This window comes from Aliidiomarina minuta, from assembly GCF_003987145.1.
GTDB lineage: Bacteria > Pseudomonadota > Gammaproteobacteria > Enterobacterales > Alteromonadaceae > Aliidiomarina > Aliidiomarina minuta.
This window is the reverse complement of record NZ_PIPL01000001.1, coordinates 1129181-1144055: the sequence shown is the minus strand read 5'-3', so window position 1 is coordinate 1144055 and position 14875 is coordinate 1129181. Positions and strand designations below refer to the sequence as shown.

General features: G+C 48.5%; 17 protein-coding genes. 14 read left to right on the top strand and 3 right to left on the bottom strand.

What is annotated here, in order from left to right; all coding sequences use genetic code 11:
* Positions 1 to 108: 108 nt before the first annotated feature.
* The 10 genes from CWE09_RS05530 (at position 109) to CWE09_RS05485 (ending at position 9704) form a co-directional block, all read left to right on the top strand.
* The gene (locus CWE09_RS05530; RefSeq protein ID WP_126802993.1) at positions 109 to 2055 is read left to right on the top strand and encodes a DNA repair helicase YoaA; all 1947 of its coding nucleotides are present in this window, start codon (positions 109 to 111) and stop codon (positions 2053 to 2055) included.
* Complete coding sequence (tsaB, locus tag CWE09_RS05525; RefSeq protein WP_126802992.1) at positions 2052 to 2750, top strand: tRNA (adenosine(37)-N6)-threonylcarbamoyltransferase complex dimerization subunit type 1 TsaB; 699 nt, start codon at positions 2052 to 2054, stop codon at positions 2748 to 2750. The genes CWE09_RS05530 and tsaB overlap by 4 nt, the downstream gene beginning before the upstream one ends.
* A 17-nt stretch (positions 2751 to 2767) precedes the next feature.
* Positions 2768 to 3445, top strand: a complete 678-nt coding sequence (locus tag CWE09_RS05520; RefSeq protein WP_126802991.1) for a Slp family lipoprotein — start codon at positions 2768 to 2770, stop codon at positions 3443 to 3445.
* A gap of 12 nt (positions 3446 to 3457) precedes the next feature.
* On the top strand, positions 3458 to 4291 hold the full coding sequence (locus CWE09_RS05515) for an alpha/beta fold hydrolase (RefSeq protein ID WP_126802990.1): 834 nt from the start codon (positions 3458 to 3460) through the stop codon (positions 4289 to 4291).
* Between the two features lie 120 nt (positions 4292 to 4411).
* A complete protein-coding gene (gene fadD, locus CWE09_RS05510) occupies positions 4412 to 6070 on the top strand; it encodes a long-chain-fatty-acid--CoA ligase FadD (RefSeq protein WP_126802989.1) in 1659 nt (552 codons plus the stop codon).
* Entirely contained in the window at positions 6067 to 7215 is a 1149-nt protein-coding gene (gene rnd / locus CWE09_RS05505; RefSeq protein ID WP_126802988.1) for a ribonuclease D, read from the top strand. The genes fadD and rnd overlap by 4 nt, the downstream gene beginning before the upstream one ends.
* Positions 7216 to 7256: 41 nt before the next feature.
* Positions 7257 to 7541, top strand: a complete 285-nt coding sequence (locus CWE09_RS05500; protein WP_126802987.1) for a YcgL domain-containing protein — start codon at positions 7257 to 7259, stop codon at positions 7539 to 7541.
* Between the two features lie 7 nt (positions 7542 to 7548).
* Positions 7549 to 8535: a lytic murein transglycosylase gene (locus CWE09_RS05495; RefSeq protein ID WP_126802986.1), complete on the top strand. Its 987-nt coding sequence runs from the start codon at positions 7549 to 7551 to the stop codon at positions 8533 to 8535.
* Positions 8536 to 8539: 4 nt separating this feature from the next.
* Positions 8540 to 9214, top strand: coding sequence for a fumarylacetoacetate hydrolase family protein (locus CWE09_RS05490; protein WP_126802985.1), 675 nt, complete (start codon positions 8540 to 8542; stop codon positions 9212 to 9214).
* A gap of 1 nt (position 9215) precedes the next feature.
* Positions 9216 to 9704, top strand: a complete 489-nt coding sequence (locus CWE09_RS05485; protein WP_126802984.1) for a YcgN family cysteine cluster protein — start codon at positions 9216 to 9218, stop codon at positions 9702 to 9704.
* Here CWE09_RS05485 and CWE09_RS05480 read toward each other — a convergent pair.
* Positions 9701 to 10252, bottom strand: a complete 552-nt coding sequence (locus tag CWE09_RS05480; RefSeq protein ID WP_157982817.1) for a disulfide bond formation protein B — start codon at positions 10250 to 10252, stop codon at positions 9701 to 9703. The two genes, CWE09_RS05485 and CWE09_RS05480, sit on opposite strands and share 4 nt — an antisense overlap.
* Before the next feature lie 184 nt (positions 10253 to 10436).
* Here CWE09_RS05480 and fadR point away from each other — a divergent pair, with 184 nt between their 5' ends.
* The gene (fadR, locus tag CWE09_RS05475) at positions 10437 to 11147 is read left to right on the top strand and encodes a fatty acid metabolism transcriptional regulator FadR (RefSeq protein WP_126802982.1); all 711 of its coding nucleotides are present in this window, start codon (positions 10437 to 10439) and stop codon (positions 11145 to 11147) included.
* Between the two features lie 127 nt (positions 11148 to 11274).
* Here fadR and CWE09_RS05470 read toward each other — a convergent pair whose 3' ends face one another.
* Complete coding sequence (locus tag CWE09_RS05470; protein ID WP_126802981.1) at positions 11275 to 11856, bottom strand: superoxide dismutase; 582 nt, start codon at positions 11854 to 11856, stop codon at positions 11275 to 11277.
* A gap of 240 nt (positions 11857 to 12096) precedes the next feature.
* On the opposite strand from CWE09_RS05470, the gene grxD reads away from it, so the two are divergent.
* A complete protein-coding gene (gene grxD, locus CWE09_RS05465) occupies positions 12097 to 12456 on the top strand; it encodes a Grx4 family monothiol glutaredoxin (RefSeq protein WP_126802980.1) in 360 nt (119 codons plus the stop codon).
* Positions 12457 to 12536: 80 nt separating this feature from the next.
* A complete protein-coding gene (locus CWE09_RS05460) occupies positions 12537 to 13142 on the top strand; it encodes a peroxiredoxin (RefSeq protein WP_126802979.1) in 606 nt (201 codons plus the stop codon).
* 51 nt (positions 13143 to 13193) lie between these two features.
* Here the strand turns inward: CWE09_RS05460 and rnt are convergent, their stop codons facing one another.
* Positions 13194 to 13832, bottom strand: coding sequence for a ribonuclease T (gene rnt, locus CWE09_RS05455; RefSeq protein WP_126802978.1), 639 nt, complete (start codon positions 13830 to 13832; stop codon positions 13194 to 13196).
* A gap of 127 nt (positions 13833 to 13959) precedes the next feature.
* Between rnt and CWE09_RS05450 the strand changes: the two genes are divergently transcribed.
* Positions 13960 to 14868 (top strand): flagellar protein MotY, encoded by a 909-nt coding sequence (locus CWE09_RS05450; protein WP_126802977.1) that lies wholly within the window; start codon positions 13960 to 13962, stop codon positions 14866 to 14868.
* Positions 14869 to 14875: the final 7 nt, after the last annotated feature.

The following is a 14875-nucleotide window of genomic DNA, read 5'->3' as shown; positions in this document are numbered from 1 at the left end:
TATCATATAAGCCTGTTGAACCTTCCTGCAATTTTAGCGAATGGGCGATTGTATCTGAGATCGAAGAGTGTTGGAATAATACCAGTATACTTATCAACAGGCAGCTTTATGACCGATATTAGTGCCGTTTTTGCGCCCGACGGTGCGCTGAGCAAGACCATTGAAGGATTTCAGCCGCGTCAGGCCCAGCAGGAAATGGCGCAGGCGATCGCGGAGCTGAGTGATGAGCAGCCGTTGCTAGTAGTAGAGGCAGAGACTGGGACCGGTAAAACCTTTGCTTATCTGGCACCAGCTTTGCTGGGGCAGGCTGGCAAGCGTCAGCAGGTGATTATTTCGACGGGTACAAAAAACCTGCAGGAACAGCTTTTTCACCGCGATTTGCCTCGTTTGCGCGAAGCGCTGGCACCTGGTTGCGTGGCTGCTTTGTTGAAAGGCCGCTCAAATTATCTTTGTATCCAACGCATGAATCAGTTTGTCGCCAGCCCACCGCGTAGCGAAAAAGTCATGCTGCAGCAGGCACAGATAGTTAAGCAGTGGGCCAACCAGACCCGCAGTGGCGATATCGGCGAATTGACCAGTCTGCCGGAAGATGCCCTGGTGTTGCCACAAATCACCAGTACTCAGGATAATTGTCTGGGCCGTGACTGCCCGGACTACGATGACTGCTACCTGGTGAAGGCGCGTAAAGAGGCTATGGAAGCGGACATCGTGGTGGTCAATCATCATTTGTTTTTTGCCGATGCAGTGCTTAAAGATACAGGTTTTGGTGAACTCATCCCGCAGGCTGATATGGTTATTTTTGATGAAGCGCATCAGATCCCTGATATCGCCAGCCAGTATTTCAGTGAATCTTTGTCCAGCCGACAGCTCTCGGAATTAGCGCAAGACCTGCGTCTTTTATACAGTACTGAGCTGAAGGATTTAAAACAGCTGGATCGGGTGGCAGATCAGTTGGAAAAATGTGCCCGCGATTTACGCCTGCAGTTTGCCCGGGACCCTGAGCGCGGTAACTGGCGGGAGGTGATGCAGAAGGAGGCGGTGCTCAATGATTCGGCGCGGCTTTTGGAAGCGTTGGAGCGGGGGCAGGCGATAACTAAAGCGGCGTTGGGACGGAACAAAACTCTGGATCAATGTTATGAACGCATGGTGTTGTTGAAAGGCCGTTGGCAGCAGCTCATGGATACTAAACGCACCGGCTACAGTTTCTGGTATGAAACGACACCGCGCCAGATTAGTGTGCATCAGACCCCGTTAAGTGTGGCGGATAAATTCTCCAATTATATTGAAAGCCAGAAAATGCGTTGGGTATTTACTTCGGCGACCCTGGCTGTGGGCGATAGTTTTGCACACTTCACCCATCGTTTAGGTTTGCAGAGTGCCCGTACGCTGGTGTTACCCAGCCCTTTTGATTTTTCTAAGCAGGCACTGTTATGCATGCCGCGCTATTTACCTCAACCGAGCGACCCTGCGATGTATCAGGCGGTATTGAATATTGCCCGTGAGCTGATTAGCTGTAACCGTGGCGGTACTTTTTTGCTCTTTACCAGCTATCGCATGCTGAATAAGGTTGCGGACGTTTTGATCAACGAACTGGAACGACCGGTACTGGTGCAGGGGCATACCAGTAAACGTGAATTATTGGATCAATTTGTAGCCGCTGGCGATGCGGTATTGCTGGGTACCAGTTCGTTCTGGGAAGGCGTGGACGTCAGAGGAGACGCGCTACGTTGTGTGATTATCGACAAACTGCCCTTTGCTTCGCCTGACGATCCTTTGTTGCAGGCACGCATTGAAGACTGTAAATTGCGCGGCGGAAATCCATTTGCCGAAGTACAGATACCGCAGGCGGTTATCAGCTTAAAACAGGGGGCAGGCCGTTTGATCCGTGACGCCAACGACAGCGGTGTGCTGGTGGTCTGTGATAATCGCCTGGTTAGCCGTCAATATGGCAAAACCTTTTTACAAAGTCTGCCTGCCATGCAGCGCACCCGTTCATTAGAGAGCGTGAAAAGCTTTTTGCAGCAGACTGATAACACAACACAGGAAACCGAATGACCCGACTGCTTGCTATCGACAGTGCTACTGAGTTCTGCTCCGTGGCTTATACTGATGGAGAATATACCTGTAGCCGGGGGGAAGAAATTCCACGGCGCCATTCGCAACAGATTTTACCTTATGTTAACGAAGTTCTGGCTGAAGCTGGCGTAGAATTAAAGGAGCTGGACGCTATAGTAGTGAGCCAGGGGCCGGGGAGTTTTACCGGCGTTCGTATTGGTGCGAGCATTGCTCAGGGGCTAGCCTTTAGCTGTGATTTGCCGCTGGTTCAGGTGTCCACGCTGGCTGCTATGGCGCAAGCCGCAGCCCGGTTACATGGCGCTGAGTACGCAGTACCAGCGATAGATGCCCGCATGGGCGAAGTGTACTGGGGAACCTACCAGTTGCAATCAGGTCTGATGGTAAAGGTTGAGCCGGAACGAGTGTGCTCACCTGGTGACGTCAGTGTACCTTTTGAGCAGGAAGTTCTATGGTGGGCCTGCGGTACTGGCTGGGAAACTTATCAGCAAGCATTGAAAAGCGCGCTGGGCGGAGTCAGTATAGAAGCAGCAGATAAGGTGCGTTTACCTCATGCTTTAGATATGTTGCAACTGGGCGCGGCGGCTTACGAGGCCGGTCAGCGTGTGGCGGCGGAAGATCTGGAGCCGCACTATTTACGTAATGAGGTGACCTGGAAGAAATTGCCGGGACGTTAATCAGCAGGAGGTTTATTATGCGATTATTAATTTTGGTGTTAGGTATTACGCTTCTGGCGGGCTGCGCAGCGCGTTATCCTGAGCCCATTCGCACAGACAGTTCTGAGCTGATTGAATTCCGTCAGGCACAATTAAACCCTGAACAACATACAGGAAAAACCGCGCGCTGGGGTGGTGTGATCGCAAGCGTTGAAAATAGCGAAGAGCAGACACGTATCGAAGTCGTCAATTTTCGTTTAAATAATTTTGGACGCCCTCAGGTTGATGACCAGAGCGATGGTCGTTTTGTAGTGTACAAAGATGGCTTTGTGGACCCTGAAGTATATAAAAGAGGTCGTCAGGTGACCGCATTAGGTGACTTTAGTGGAATCGAAGAAGGGGCTATTGGTGATTTTGTTTATAAATTCCCAGTAATTCAGGCCAGCGGTGTTGAACTCTGGCAGCCACGTCGTGATAACCGGGGCGCTGTGGGTGTTGGTTTCGGCTACGGTGTCTATGATCCTTTCTGGTATGGGCGGGGTTTCTACGGTCCTGGTATTCATCCTTATCACCCCTATTACCCGTACTATTACCGCCATCCGATACGCGCGCCCCGTCCGGAAGTGCGCCAGCGGGAGCCTATGCATCAACGAAACCCTTTACCTGAACCCATTCAGCAGCAAAACGGGTCTTCGCGTGAGCGGCATGAGCGTTAATGCGAGAAGTTAATGCAGGAAGTTGAGTTTCAATTACCTCATATTCGTTTACAGGGGCTGTCTGGAGGTAATCCAGACGGCCCCTTGTTGTTAGCCCTACATGGCTGGCTTGACAACTGTCATAGCTTTTTGCCTATGGCACCGTATCTTAACGATTATAACTGGCTATTCATCGATTTTCCCGGACATGGATATTCTGATCATCGGGCGCCGGATGCTCATTATTATTTTGTCGACTGGGTTTACGACATTGAATGCCTGATTAGGCAACAGGGCTGGCAGGATATACACCTCGTGGGTCATAGCATGGGTGGATACGTAGCCGAAGTGCTGGGCGCGCTCTACCCAGAGTCTTTTGCTAAACTTACCCTTATCGAAGCTTTTGGTTTGTTGCCCGCGGCAGCTGATGAGACCTTACAGCAATTACGTAAAGGGCTGGATAGCCGCTTTAAACAGAACGGCAGGCGCGCGCCGGTTTATGCAGATTTGAATCATTTAGTGCAGGCCAGAGCACGGGCTGGAGAGTTAACCCCAGAGCTTGCTGAACTGCTTTTACAACGCAACTTACAACAGGTAGAGGGTGGTCATAGCTGGCGCACAGATCCCAGAGTTCGCACCCTGTCACCATTTCGGTTTACTCCCGAACAGATAAGCGATATCTTGAAAAATTACAGGCTGCCAGTGCAATTAATATTAGGTAGTGAAGGTCATCAGGATTTACACAGAGCGCTGGAGAAATGGGGCGATCTGGTTACTGATAAATCGGTGCATGAAGTACCAGGTGGACATCACGTGCATATGCAACAGCCACAACAGATAGCAGCTTTGCTAAAGGCCAGGTACTAAAAAGAGGCTAGGATTCACTGGTCGGATATGCGAAGATAATCCGCTATAAGTTTGACAGACGCCTTCTATAGGGCGTTTTTTGTTACCTTGAAAAGAATAAAACAGAGTAGGAGCGTCACGGTGGAAAGAATTTGGCAAAAACGTTATCCCAAAGGTGTTCCCAATGAAATTGATGCGGATCACTATGCATCGCTAGTGGAAATCTTTGACGAGAGTGTTGAGAAGTATAAAGACAAAGTGGCCTATGTGAATATGGATCACGAAATGTCATTTAACGAACTCGACAAACAAACTCGCGACTTTGCTGCTTATCTACAAAGCATTGGTTTGAAAAAAGGTGATCCGGTTGCGGTCATGATGCCGAATCTGTTGCAGTATCCTGTTGCGTTGTTTGGCATTCTACGTGCTGGTATGACAGTGGTGAACGTTAACCCCCTGTACACGGCTCGTGAACTCAAGCACCAGTTGGCAGATTCGAATTCAAAAGCCTTGGTGATTCTGAAAAACTTCGCGCATACCTATGAAAAAATCAAAGATGATGTGAAGCTGGACAAGGTTATCCTGACTGGCATTGGCGATATGTTGCCAGTTCCTAAGCGTTGGATCGTAAACTTTGTTGTTAAATACATTAAGAAAATGGTTCCGGCTTATAAGCTTTCGAACGGCGTGGATTTTCGTGATGCGCTGAAAAAGGGAGCAAATGCTGAGTTTGAAAAGCATGAGATGAAAGGCGAAGACCTTGCATTTCTGCAGTATACAGGTGGTACCACGGGCCCTTCTAAAGGCGCCATGCTGACACATCGTAATATGGTGGCCAACCTGGAGCAGGTATCTGCGGTTATTGCTCCTATGATGAACGATGGCGAAGAAGTCGTTATCACCGCGTTGCCGCTGTACCATATCTTTGCCTTGACGGCGAACTGCCTGACCTTTATGAAACATGGTGGTAAGAACGTACTGATTACTAATCCGCGCGATATGCCTGCTTTTGTTAAAGAACTGGGTAAGCATCAATTTTCGGTTATTTCCGGTGTGAACACCTTGTTTAATGGTCTGTTAAATACCCCTGGTTTCAAAGATCTTGATTTTAAATCTTTGAAAATAGCTTTGGGTGGTGGCATGGCAGTGCAGAAACCAGTGGCGGACCGTTGGGAAAAATTGACCAAGTCACCCTTGCTGGAAGCTTATGGTCTGACTGAATGTGCTCCGGCGGTGACGACCAATCCGTACGATATTGAACATTATACTGGCAGCATTGGTATTCCAGTGCCATCGACTGACATTATGATCGTCGATGAAGATGGCAAAGAGTTACCTATTGGTGAGCCTGGTGAAATGTGGGTAAAAGGCCCGCAGGTGATGCCTGGTTATCTGGGGCGCCCGGATGCTACTGCAGAGTCCATTAAAGATGGCTGGTTTGCTACCGGTGATATGGCTGTAGCGGACGAAGATGGTTTCTTCCGTATTGTCGATCGTAAGAAAGATATGATTCTGGTTTCGGGTTTCAATGTATACCCTAACGAGATTGAAGAAGTCGTCGCTAGTCACGAGAAAGTGCTTGAAGTTGCCGCTATTGGTGTACCTCATGAGTCTTCTGGCGAAGCGGTGAAAGTGGTACTGGTGAAGAAAGATCCGTCATTGACAGAGAAAGAAGTGATTGAGTTCTGTCGTGAAAATCTGACCGCTTATAAAGTGCCTAAACTGGTTGAGTTCCGTGATGAGTTACCGAAGACGAACGTAGGTAAAATCCTGCGTCGTGAATTACGGGAAGAAGAATGAGCGATATGAACTATCGCTTTTTAAACGCCACCGGGGAACTGGTGGCGTTTTGCGATCAGGCACGTGAATCAGGCTGGCTGGCACTGGACACTGAGTTTGTACGCGAGCGTACTTATTTTGCCCAGTTGGGTCTGGTGCAGTTAGCTATCCCTGAACAGAATGTGCTTCTTGACCCCTTGCAAGAAATTGATATGTCATCTCTGTGGCAACTGCTTGCAGATCCTGAAGTGGTTAAAGTAGTGCATGCTGGCGGTGAAGATCTTGAGTTACTGCATCAGCAAAGCGGTTTGTTACCGCAAAACGTATTTGATAGCCAGATAGCCTGCACGGTGTTAGGCATAGGTGACGCCATGGGTTATGCCGCTATGGTGTTGCACTTCTTTGACGTGGAGCTGGATAAGTCGCAGTCTCGAACCAATTGGCTGGCGCGTCCTTTGACTCCTGAACAGGAGTTTTATGCCGTGGCTGATGCTTATTACCTGGCAAAAATATATCCGCAATTAATGCAACAGCTCACAGATCGCGATCGCTTAAGCCTGGTTGCTGATGAATGCGCTTTGCAGATTGCCAAACGAACCCGAGAGTTGCCTTTAGATTTAGCCTGGCGCGATTTAGGCAATGCCTGGCAGGTGAGTGACCAGCAACGCGCCTGTTTGCAGGAACTGGCGTCCTGGCGATTGCAGACGGCTCGCAAGAAAGATAAACCTCTGGGTTTTATTGTGAAAGACGCCGCCTTGATCGAGATTGCGCGAGGTGAAATCACCGACTTGCATGCATTGAGTCAGGTCGCCGATATGCATCCACAGACGATACGCCGTTATGGTGAGGCTATTATTGCCGCGGTTAAACTCGGCCTGGAACGGCCTGTGGATGAGATTCCGCCGGCTATGCCGCGGCTGGACTTTGAAGCGGGTTATAAGGCGTTATTTAAAAAAGCTAAACAGCTGGTGAAAGATAAAGCGGATGAGCTTGAAGTCAGTGCTTCCTTTGTTGGTTCGCGAAAGCAAATTAATGAGGTTTTCCACTGGTGCTGGTTTGTCGACGATGAATTGAAGAGACGCTTACCGGTGCCAGACCTGTTAGCTGGTTGGCGCGGAGCTTTACTTAAAAGCGAGCTGGAGACATTGTTGCAACCGCGGGCATGAGTTAGACTTCGCTCAGATATTGTCCCGGGAGCCCCATCAGTATGTTGTGTAGTATTTATAAATCTCTGAATAAGGCAGATACTTATTTGTATCTGCCGCATCAGGAACTATTTTCCGAATTGCCGCAAACATTGCAGCAGCTCTTTACCCCGCACACCCTGGTTACTACACTCAAGGTGACGCCAGAACGCCGATTTGCCCGCTTCCAGGGCGCTGAACTTATCAATCATATAGAGCAGGATGGCTATTTTCTGCAATTACCGCCCACACAGCAAGACTTGCTGACTGAATTTAAAGCGCGTTCGCAACCCTCGAAATCGGAGTAACCGTAATATGTTGAGAATTATAAAAACCTGCCTGGCTGCCGCAGCCCTGAGTTTTACTGTAAGTGCTTATGCTCTGGCGGAGGACAAACCGGACTACGAAACTTATGTTGAGCAGCTAAAGCAGGAAGCTCTTGAACATGGCATTAGCCAGGACGGGGTAGATCGCGCTTTTACTGATATGACATTTTATGAACGGGCGGTTAGCGCCGATAGAAATCAGCCTGAGCGTGTGCTTACTCTGGATACTTATCTGCCGCGGGCAGTTCCGGACTGGAAAGTGCAGCAGGGCATTGAAAAATATAATGAGCATCGCGAGTTATTGGAAGCTGTCGGTGAGGAGTTTGGTGTACAGCCGCGCTTTATCGTTGCCTTATGGGGAATTGAAACCAATTATGGCGGTTATACCGGGAACTACCGGGTGATTTCAGCGCTGGCGACCATGGCCTATGAGGGCCGTCGTGAAGAGTTTTTTAAACGCCAGTTGATGCAGGCACTGGAGATTGTCGATGCAGGCCATATTGAACCTGAGCAAATGCGCGGTTCCTGGGCTGGTGCTATGGGGCAGACACAATTTATGCCGAGCTCTTTTTTAAGTTATGCCATTGATTTTGATGGTGACGGAAAAATTGATATCTGGAATAGCTACCCTGACGTTTTTGCTTCCGCTGCTAATTATCTGAGCAATGTGGGCTGGAAAGATGATGTTACCTGGGGACGCCAGGTGCGCATACCTGATAACTTTGATACTGAATTAACTGGCTTGGATACCAAAAAACCATTGGCTGAATGGCAGGAACTGGGTATACGCCGTTATGATGGCAGTGATTTACCAACCCGTGACGATATCACGGCGTCTTTGATTATTCCGGATGATGAACAAGGTCGTATTTACCTGGCGTATAGCAACTGGGATGCGTTGATGCGCTGGAATCGTTCAAGTTATTTTGTGGTGGCGGTAGGGCACCTGGCTGACCGAATTCAATTAGGCCGCTGAGTATATGGGTTATCAGCACAAAGATATTAAAGGTCGTTTGCTGTCCTGTAATCCGGGCAAAGTGGTCTGTGTAGGGCGTAATTATAAAGCCCATGCTGAAGAGCTGGGCAACGCTGTCCCTAAACGGCCCTTATTGTTCATGAAGCCACCCAGTGCGTTGCAGCCAATGGAGCACTCTATTCAATGGCAGCATTCGTTAGGCAGCTGTCATCACGAACTGGAGCTGGCGATTTTGATTGATCGGGAATTAACGAACGTAACACCGGAACAAGCTATGCAGGCGGTCTGGGGTTATAGCCTGGGGCTCGATTTAACGCTCAGAGATGAACAGAATAAACTTAAAGCGATGGGCTATCCCTGGGAAAGAGCAAAAGCTTTTGCGGGCAGCTGTCCCATGGGTACCTTTATCCCCGCCAGTGAAATAGAAGACGTGCAGCAACTGCAGCTGGAACTGCAAATTAACGGGCAGGTACGCCAGGCTGGCGAGACTGGGTCAATGCTGTTCCCGGTCGCTGAGCTACTGGTTGAGGTGGCTGCAGCGTTCACGCTGCAACCGGGTGATATTGTCATGACAGGCACGCCAGTTGGAGTGGGCCGGTTGAAGCGCCGCGATAATTTGATGCTGCAGCTGCAGAGTAATACCCGGCAATGGACCTGGAATACTCAGGTAGCGGATTAACATGGAGTTCTGGGAATCTAAATCATTATCGCAAATGTCTGATTCCGAATGGGAGTCGCTGTGCGACGGCTGTGGTAAATGCTGTTTGCATAAGATAATTGATAGCGATGAGGATGAGCCTGAAGCGAGTGAAGCGGACTTGTATATGCGAGCCGACGAAACACTGTTTTACACCGACGTGCGCTGCCGTTATCTGGATCCAAAAAACGCCCGCTGTGGCTGTTATACAGAGCGCCTGGAACGGGTTCCTGATTGTGTCAATATTACCCTGGCTGACTTACCCTATATTCATTTTATGCCACCCAGTTGTGCTTATCGGCGACTTCATGAAGGTAAAGGTTTGCCATCATGGCATCCTTTGTTACATCAGGGCTCGCAACAAGCCATGCGGGATGCAGGTATGAGTGTTAGCAACTATGTCACGTTTTCTGACGCAGAGATCAGCGAAGATGATTACGGGCTTAGAATTGTGACCTGGCCGCTGAATTAGCGATTTGGATGGTGAGCCATTCGACAGAGAGCAACGACCAGCGCTATAGCCAGATAGGTGGCAAAGATAATGCGTAGCCATTCGGGCATGGAAAGGCCAGCAAATTGCCAGTCAATATCACCGCATAAACCACCGGCGCCGAATAACCAGGGCATCCAGTCATGCAATGGCAGCCATGTTGGGAAGTCAGGATAGGGTGAGCAAGGTTGAAACAGCGGATTTGCTGCTTCCTGTAACCAGACATGATGATTTGCGGCATACCAGCCTACGGCGCTGCTGATAATCCAACCTACAATGGCCAGCCAGCGTACCATCCGGTAGTGCGGAGCAGTTACCCCTAACCAGGCGAATAGCGTCAGGGCTATCATGGCCGTGCGCTGGTAAATGCATTGTACGCAGGGGATAAGCTGTTGAGGGCCGTATTGAGTGTAGAGTGCAACCACAATCAGAGCGGTACTGGACAGGGCAAGCAATAACCAGGGCAGACGCTGCGATGGCCATTTTGCAATCCGAACTGTTATACTGGTTAAGAAATCTCTGAAAGTCACGGCTCTATGCTGGTAAAGACTTATAGACGTAAAGATTATCATAAATAGCAGTTAGCTGTGAATAAAGCATCGCGAGTACTTGTCCGACCAATGACAGCGCGTTAGAATCGCAGCATTCTTTTACCTGTTGTGTAGGAATTCATATGCAACTGAAATATCAACAGGGTTGAGCAAAGGGTTCTACATGATTATAAAAGCACAAAGCCCGGCAGGCTTCGCCGAAGAATATATTGTTAAATCGATCTGGAACGGACATTTTGCACCGGGTTCTATTTTACCGGCTGAACGCGAGTTGTCTGAGCTGATCGGTGTAACTCGTACGACTTTGCGTGAAGTTCTGCAAAGATTGGCTCGTGATGGCTGGCTGACTATTCAGCATGGTAAACCAACCAAGGTAAACAACTTCTGGGAAACGTCCGGACTGAATATTTTGGAAACTCTGGCACGTCTTGACGAAGAAGGTATGCCTAAGCTCGTTGATCAGCTTCTCTCTGCACGTACTAATATCAGTACAATTTATATTCGTTCAGCGATTCGTAAGAACCCGGAAAAAGCAGTTGAGGCTTTAAGAAAAGCGGAACAATTGGAAGATACTCCAAAGGCGTTTGCAGACTTCGATTACACATTGAACCATGAACTGGCAATGGCCTCAGAAAACCCGATCTATATTCTGGTGCTGAATGGTTTTAAAGGTTTGTATGCACGCATAGGTCAGTTTTACTTCTCAAACGACGAAGCGCGCCCTCTTGCCCGTAAATATTATGCTGAGCTGCAGGAACTTGCTGAGAAAGGCCAGTACGAAGAGTCAGTTGCTTTGGTACGTAAATATGGTTACGAGTCAGCCAAAATCTGGTTCAGCCTGCGTGAACGCATCCCCGCCAACCTGGTAGATTAAAAAAAACAACGGGGTCAGAGCTAAAACTAACCACTCAAAATGGTTAGTTTTAGCTCTGACCCCATTTATTCTCCACTTTCAGGCATAAAAAAACCGCGCAAAAGCGCGGTTTTTTATTTAGCAGCTATTAACCGAAGTTTTTAGCGGCGAAGTCCCAGTTGACCAGAGCCCAGAAGGCTTCCATGTACTTAGGGCGAGCGTTACGGTAATCGATGTAGTAAGCATGTTCCCATACATCTACTGTCAGCAACGGAGTCACGCTGCTATCAGTTAGCGGGGTTTCTGCATCATCGGTATTAACGATTTCAAGGCCACCGTCACTGGTTTTAACCAGCCAGGTCCAGCCTGAAGCGAAGTTGCCAATAGCGCTGTTAGTAAATGCTTCTTTAAAGTCCGCAAAAGAACCCCATTTTTTCTCAATAGCCTGAGCCAGAGAACCTGAAGCTTCGCCACCGCCGTTCGGGCTCAGGCAGTTCCAGTAAAAAGTGTGGTTCCAAACCTGAGCGGCGTTGTTAAATAAACCGCCATCAGCAGATTTTACGATGTCTTCCAGTGATTTACCGGCGTTGTCAGTACCTTCAACAGCGGCGTTTAGTTTGTCGACATAAGTCTGATGATGTTTACCATAATGATACTCCAGCGTTTCAGCAGAAATATGTGGTTCCAGGGCGTTTTTCTCGTAAGGTAAGGCTGGTAATTCAAAAGCCATAATGATTCTCCGTCGTTTTCTTGTTAACAATGCATGAAACACTTTGCTTAGGCTGCTATCTGGAAAGCCATTGCAAATTAAATCGCTTACAGTATAGCGGATGCAAAAATAAGCGCAGCCTACGCAAGTATCCTACCCTAGTACATTGTGGTAATAGATTAGGATCTCAAGGGCTTAGAAAAAAATACCTGTGTGTTATACTATGTCTTTATCCAGAAGCAGTGATACGAGGTGTGTTCAATGCAAGAGAATCAGGAAGTGCCAGAGCAGGATACCGCGAGCCGTATTCGCCAGCAAATCGAAGAGAACGCAATTTTACTATATATGAAAGGCTCTCCGAAACTGCCTAGCTGTGGGTTTTCATCGCAAGCTTCACAGGCGTTAATGGGTTGTGGAAAGCCATTTGCTTATGTAGATATCTTACAGAACCCGGATATTCGCGCCGAGCTGCCTAAAATAGCGGACTGGCCGACGTTTCCACAGTTGTGGATTAAAGGCGAGTTAATTGGTGGCTGTGACATTATTATTGAAATGTTTCAAAAGGGTGAGTTACAACCCTTGATCGAAGAGGCTGCACCAGAAGAACCGGCTGCAGAATAAAACTTGAATTTCGTGTTTCTGCCCAAACGTTTATGGGGCAGGAATAAATTTAATATTGATTATCAAACGGAGACATACAAATGGCTGTATTAGTTGGACGTCAGGCACCTGATTTTACTGCATCAGCAGTACTAGGCAACGGCGAAATCGTAGAAGATTTTACTTTCAGTGAGCAAATTAAAGGTAAAAAAGCGGTACTTTTCTTTTACCCGCTGGACTTCACTTTCGTATGCCCTTCAGAGCTGATTGCTTTTGATAAGCGCCTGGCTGAATTCGAAAAGCGTGGTGTTAAAGTGATTGGTTGTTCAATCGACTCTCAGTTTTCACATAACGCATGGCGTAACACCAGTGTTGATAACGGTGGTATTGGTGAAGTTAAATACCCACTGGTTGCTGACGTTAAGCACGAAATCTGTAAAGCATACGATGTAGAGCATCCTGAAGCAGGCGTAGCTTTCCGTGCGTCTTTCTTGATTGACGAAGCTGGTCAGGTACGTCATCAGGTAGTTAACGACTTGCCTCTGGGTCGTAACATCGATGAAATGCTGCGTATGGTTGACGCTTTGAACTTTCACGAAGAACACGGTGAAGTTTGCCCAGCTGGCTGGAACGAAGGTGACGAAGGTATGAAAGCGGACGCTGCAGGCGTTGCTGATTATCTGTCTAAGAATTCTGGCAAGCTGTAAGCCTACCGGAAATAAAAAAAACCGCGCTTCGGCGCGGTTTTTTTGTGCGTGTTAGGGGAGGGGCCAGCCGCCGAGGGCGCGCCAGCGGTTTACCATCCAGCAGAACAGTTCTGCGGTACGTTCGGTGTCGTAGACGGCTGAGTGGGCCTGGTTGCCGTCGAACTCTATACCTGCGGTCTTACAGGCTTTCGCAAGTACCGTTTGCCCAAGTGTTAAAGCGGCTAGTGCCGCGGTGTCAAAAGTAACAAAGGGGTGGAACGGGTTGCGTTTTATATTGTTGCGTTGGGCTGCGGCCATCATGAAGTTGTGATCAAAAGTGGCATTGTGCCCGACCAGCACTGAGCGCTGACATTCGGCAGCTTTTTGCGCTTTACGTACCGCTGTGAAAATTTTCTTAATAGCTTCGTCTTCACTGATAGCGCCACGTAAGGGGCTATGGGGATCAATGCCGTTAAATTCGATGGCAGCCTGCTCGATATTAGCGCCGGCAAAAGGTTCGACGTGCGCATGATGGGTGGCCACCGGGTGTAGATCTCCGTTATCATCAAAGTCGAGGATAACAGCGGCGATTTCCAGCAGGGCATCGGTTTGTGAATTAAAGCCTGCGGTTTCGACATCAATAACTACGGGTAAATAACCACGAAAACGCTCTTTCATTTTGTTGTTGGTGCTGGGGCTGGTCTCGCTCATGAAGCTCCTGTGTGCCATCTTCACTGTGATTTTAACGCTGGCTAGTATGCCAGAAAGGCGTTTTAAATGCTAAAGAAGCACGGCCAGGGGTCGATAAATAAGTCAAACCCGGAACAGGAAGCGATCCATGCTTAAAAAAGTACTGACCTTATCTTTATTAGCAGGCTTGATAGCAAGTCAGACGGCTAATGCATCAGTGCGTCAGTATGGAGCCAACCTGGATAACTCAGAGTGGCGGGTCAGTGAATACTCTCCGCTGCAATGTACCCTTGAGCACGATATTCCCCGTTATGGTAATGTGCGTTTTGTCAGTGAAGCGAGTCGCGATATGAACCTGCGCCTGCAGCTGGACATGATGCGTTTGCCTGATACTTACGATGTGGCTCGCGTTAAATCGGTGGCGCCGCACTGGCGTCCTGGTGTCGCCAGCCAGGAACTGGGTAATATGGATCTCTATCGTCAGTTCAGCAGTGAATTGGACAAACCTATGGCGTGGACAGTATTGACTGAGCTTGAGAAGGGGATGAAGCCAACTTTCTTTTATGAAGACTGGCACAATTCACGAGATTCGGTGCAGGTCAGTTTATCGGCAGTCAACTTCCATGACCGTTATGATGACTTTTTACATTGCATCAGTAACTTGTTGCCCTACAGCTTTGAAGATATTTCTTTTACGGTGTTAAATTATCAGGAATACACTGAGCAGTTAACCAACCCTTCGAAACGCCGGCTCATGCAGATTAGCGAATACTTACGCCATGATACTGATATTCAGCTGGTGCTGGTCGATGCGCATACTGATTCTTACGGTACCTACGAAGAGAACGAAGAACTGGCTGAGCGACGTGCTCAGTCGGTGAAAGATTTTTTACTACAGCATGGTGTAGAAGAAGAGCAGATTGCGGTGAATGCGCATGGCGAAATGCGCCACTCTGCTGGTAACCAGAATGAGTTGGAGCGAGCTAAAAACCGTCGCGTGGTGATTCAGATGAAGCGGCCTTTTAATCCTTCCTTGCTAAGCAGCCGTGCTGATTAAAAGCACG

Coding starts and splice junctions, on each gene's coding strand:
- rnd (WP_126802988.1), top strand. CDS start 6,067: ATGAGCGATATGAACTATCGCTTTTTAAACGCCACCGGGGAACTGGTG.
- CWE09_RS05460 (WP_126802979.1), top strand. CDS start 12,537: ATGGCTGTATTAGTTGGACGTCAGGCACCTGATTTTACTGCATCAGCA.
- CWE09_RS05450 (WP_126802977.1), top strand. CDS start 13,960: ATGCTTAAAAAAGTACTGACCTTATCTTTATTAGCAGGCTTGATAGCA.
- CWE09_RS05515 (WP_126802990.1), top strand. CDS start 3,458: ATGCAGGAAGTTGAGTTTCAATTACCTCATATTCGTTTACAGGGGCTG.
- CWE09_RS05500 (WP_126802987.1), top strand. CDS start 7,257: ATGTTGTGTAGTATTTATAAATCTCTGAATAAGGCAGATACTTATTTG.
- CWE09_RS05470 (WP_126802981.1), bottom strand. CDS start 11,856: ATGGCTTTTGAATTACCAGCCTTACCTTACGAGAAAAACGCCCTGGAA.
- CWE09_RS05495 (WP_126802986.1), top strand. CDS start 7,549: ATGTTGAGAATTATAAAAACCTGCCTGGCTGCCGCAGCCCTGAGTTTT.
- tsaB (WP_126802992.1), top strand. CDS start 2,052: ATGACCCGACTGCTTGCTATCGACAGTGCTACTGAGTTCTGCTCCGTG.
- CWE09_RS05520 (WP_126802991.1), top strand. CDS start 2,768: ATGCGATTATTAATTTTGGTGTTAGGTATTACGCTTCTGGCGGGCTGC.
- CWE09_RS05530 (WP_126802993.1), top strand. CDS start 109: ATGACCGATATTAGTGCCGTTTTTGCGCCCGACGGTGCGCTGAGCAAG.
- rnt (WP_126802978.1), bottom strand. CDS start 13,832: ATGAGCGAGACCAGCCCCAGCACCAACAACAAAATGAAAGAGCGTTTT.
- CWE09_RS05485 (WP_126802984.1), top strand. CDS start 9,216: ATGGAGTTCTGGGAATCTAAATCATTATCGCAAATGTCTGATTCCGAA.
- fadR (WP_126802982.1), top strand. CDS start 10,437: ATGATTATAAAAGCACAAAGCCCGGCAGGCTTCGCCGAAGAATATATT.
- grxD (WP_126802980.1), top strand. CDS start 12,097: ATGCAAGAGAATCAGGAAGTGCCAGAGCAGGATACCGCGAGCCGTATT.
- CWE09_RS05490 (WP_126802985.1), top strand. CDS start 8,540: ATGGGTTATCAGCACAAAGATATTAAAGGTCGTTTGCTGTCCTGTAAT.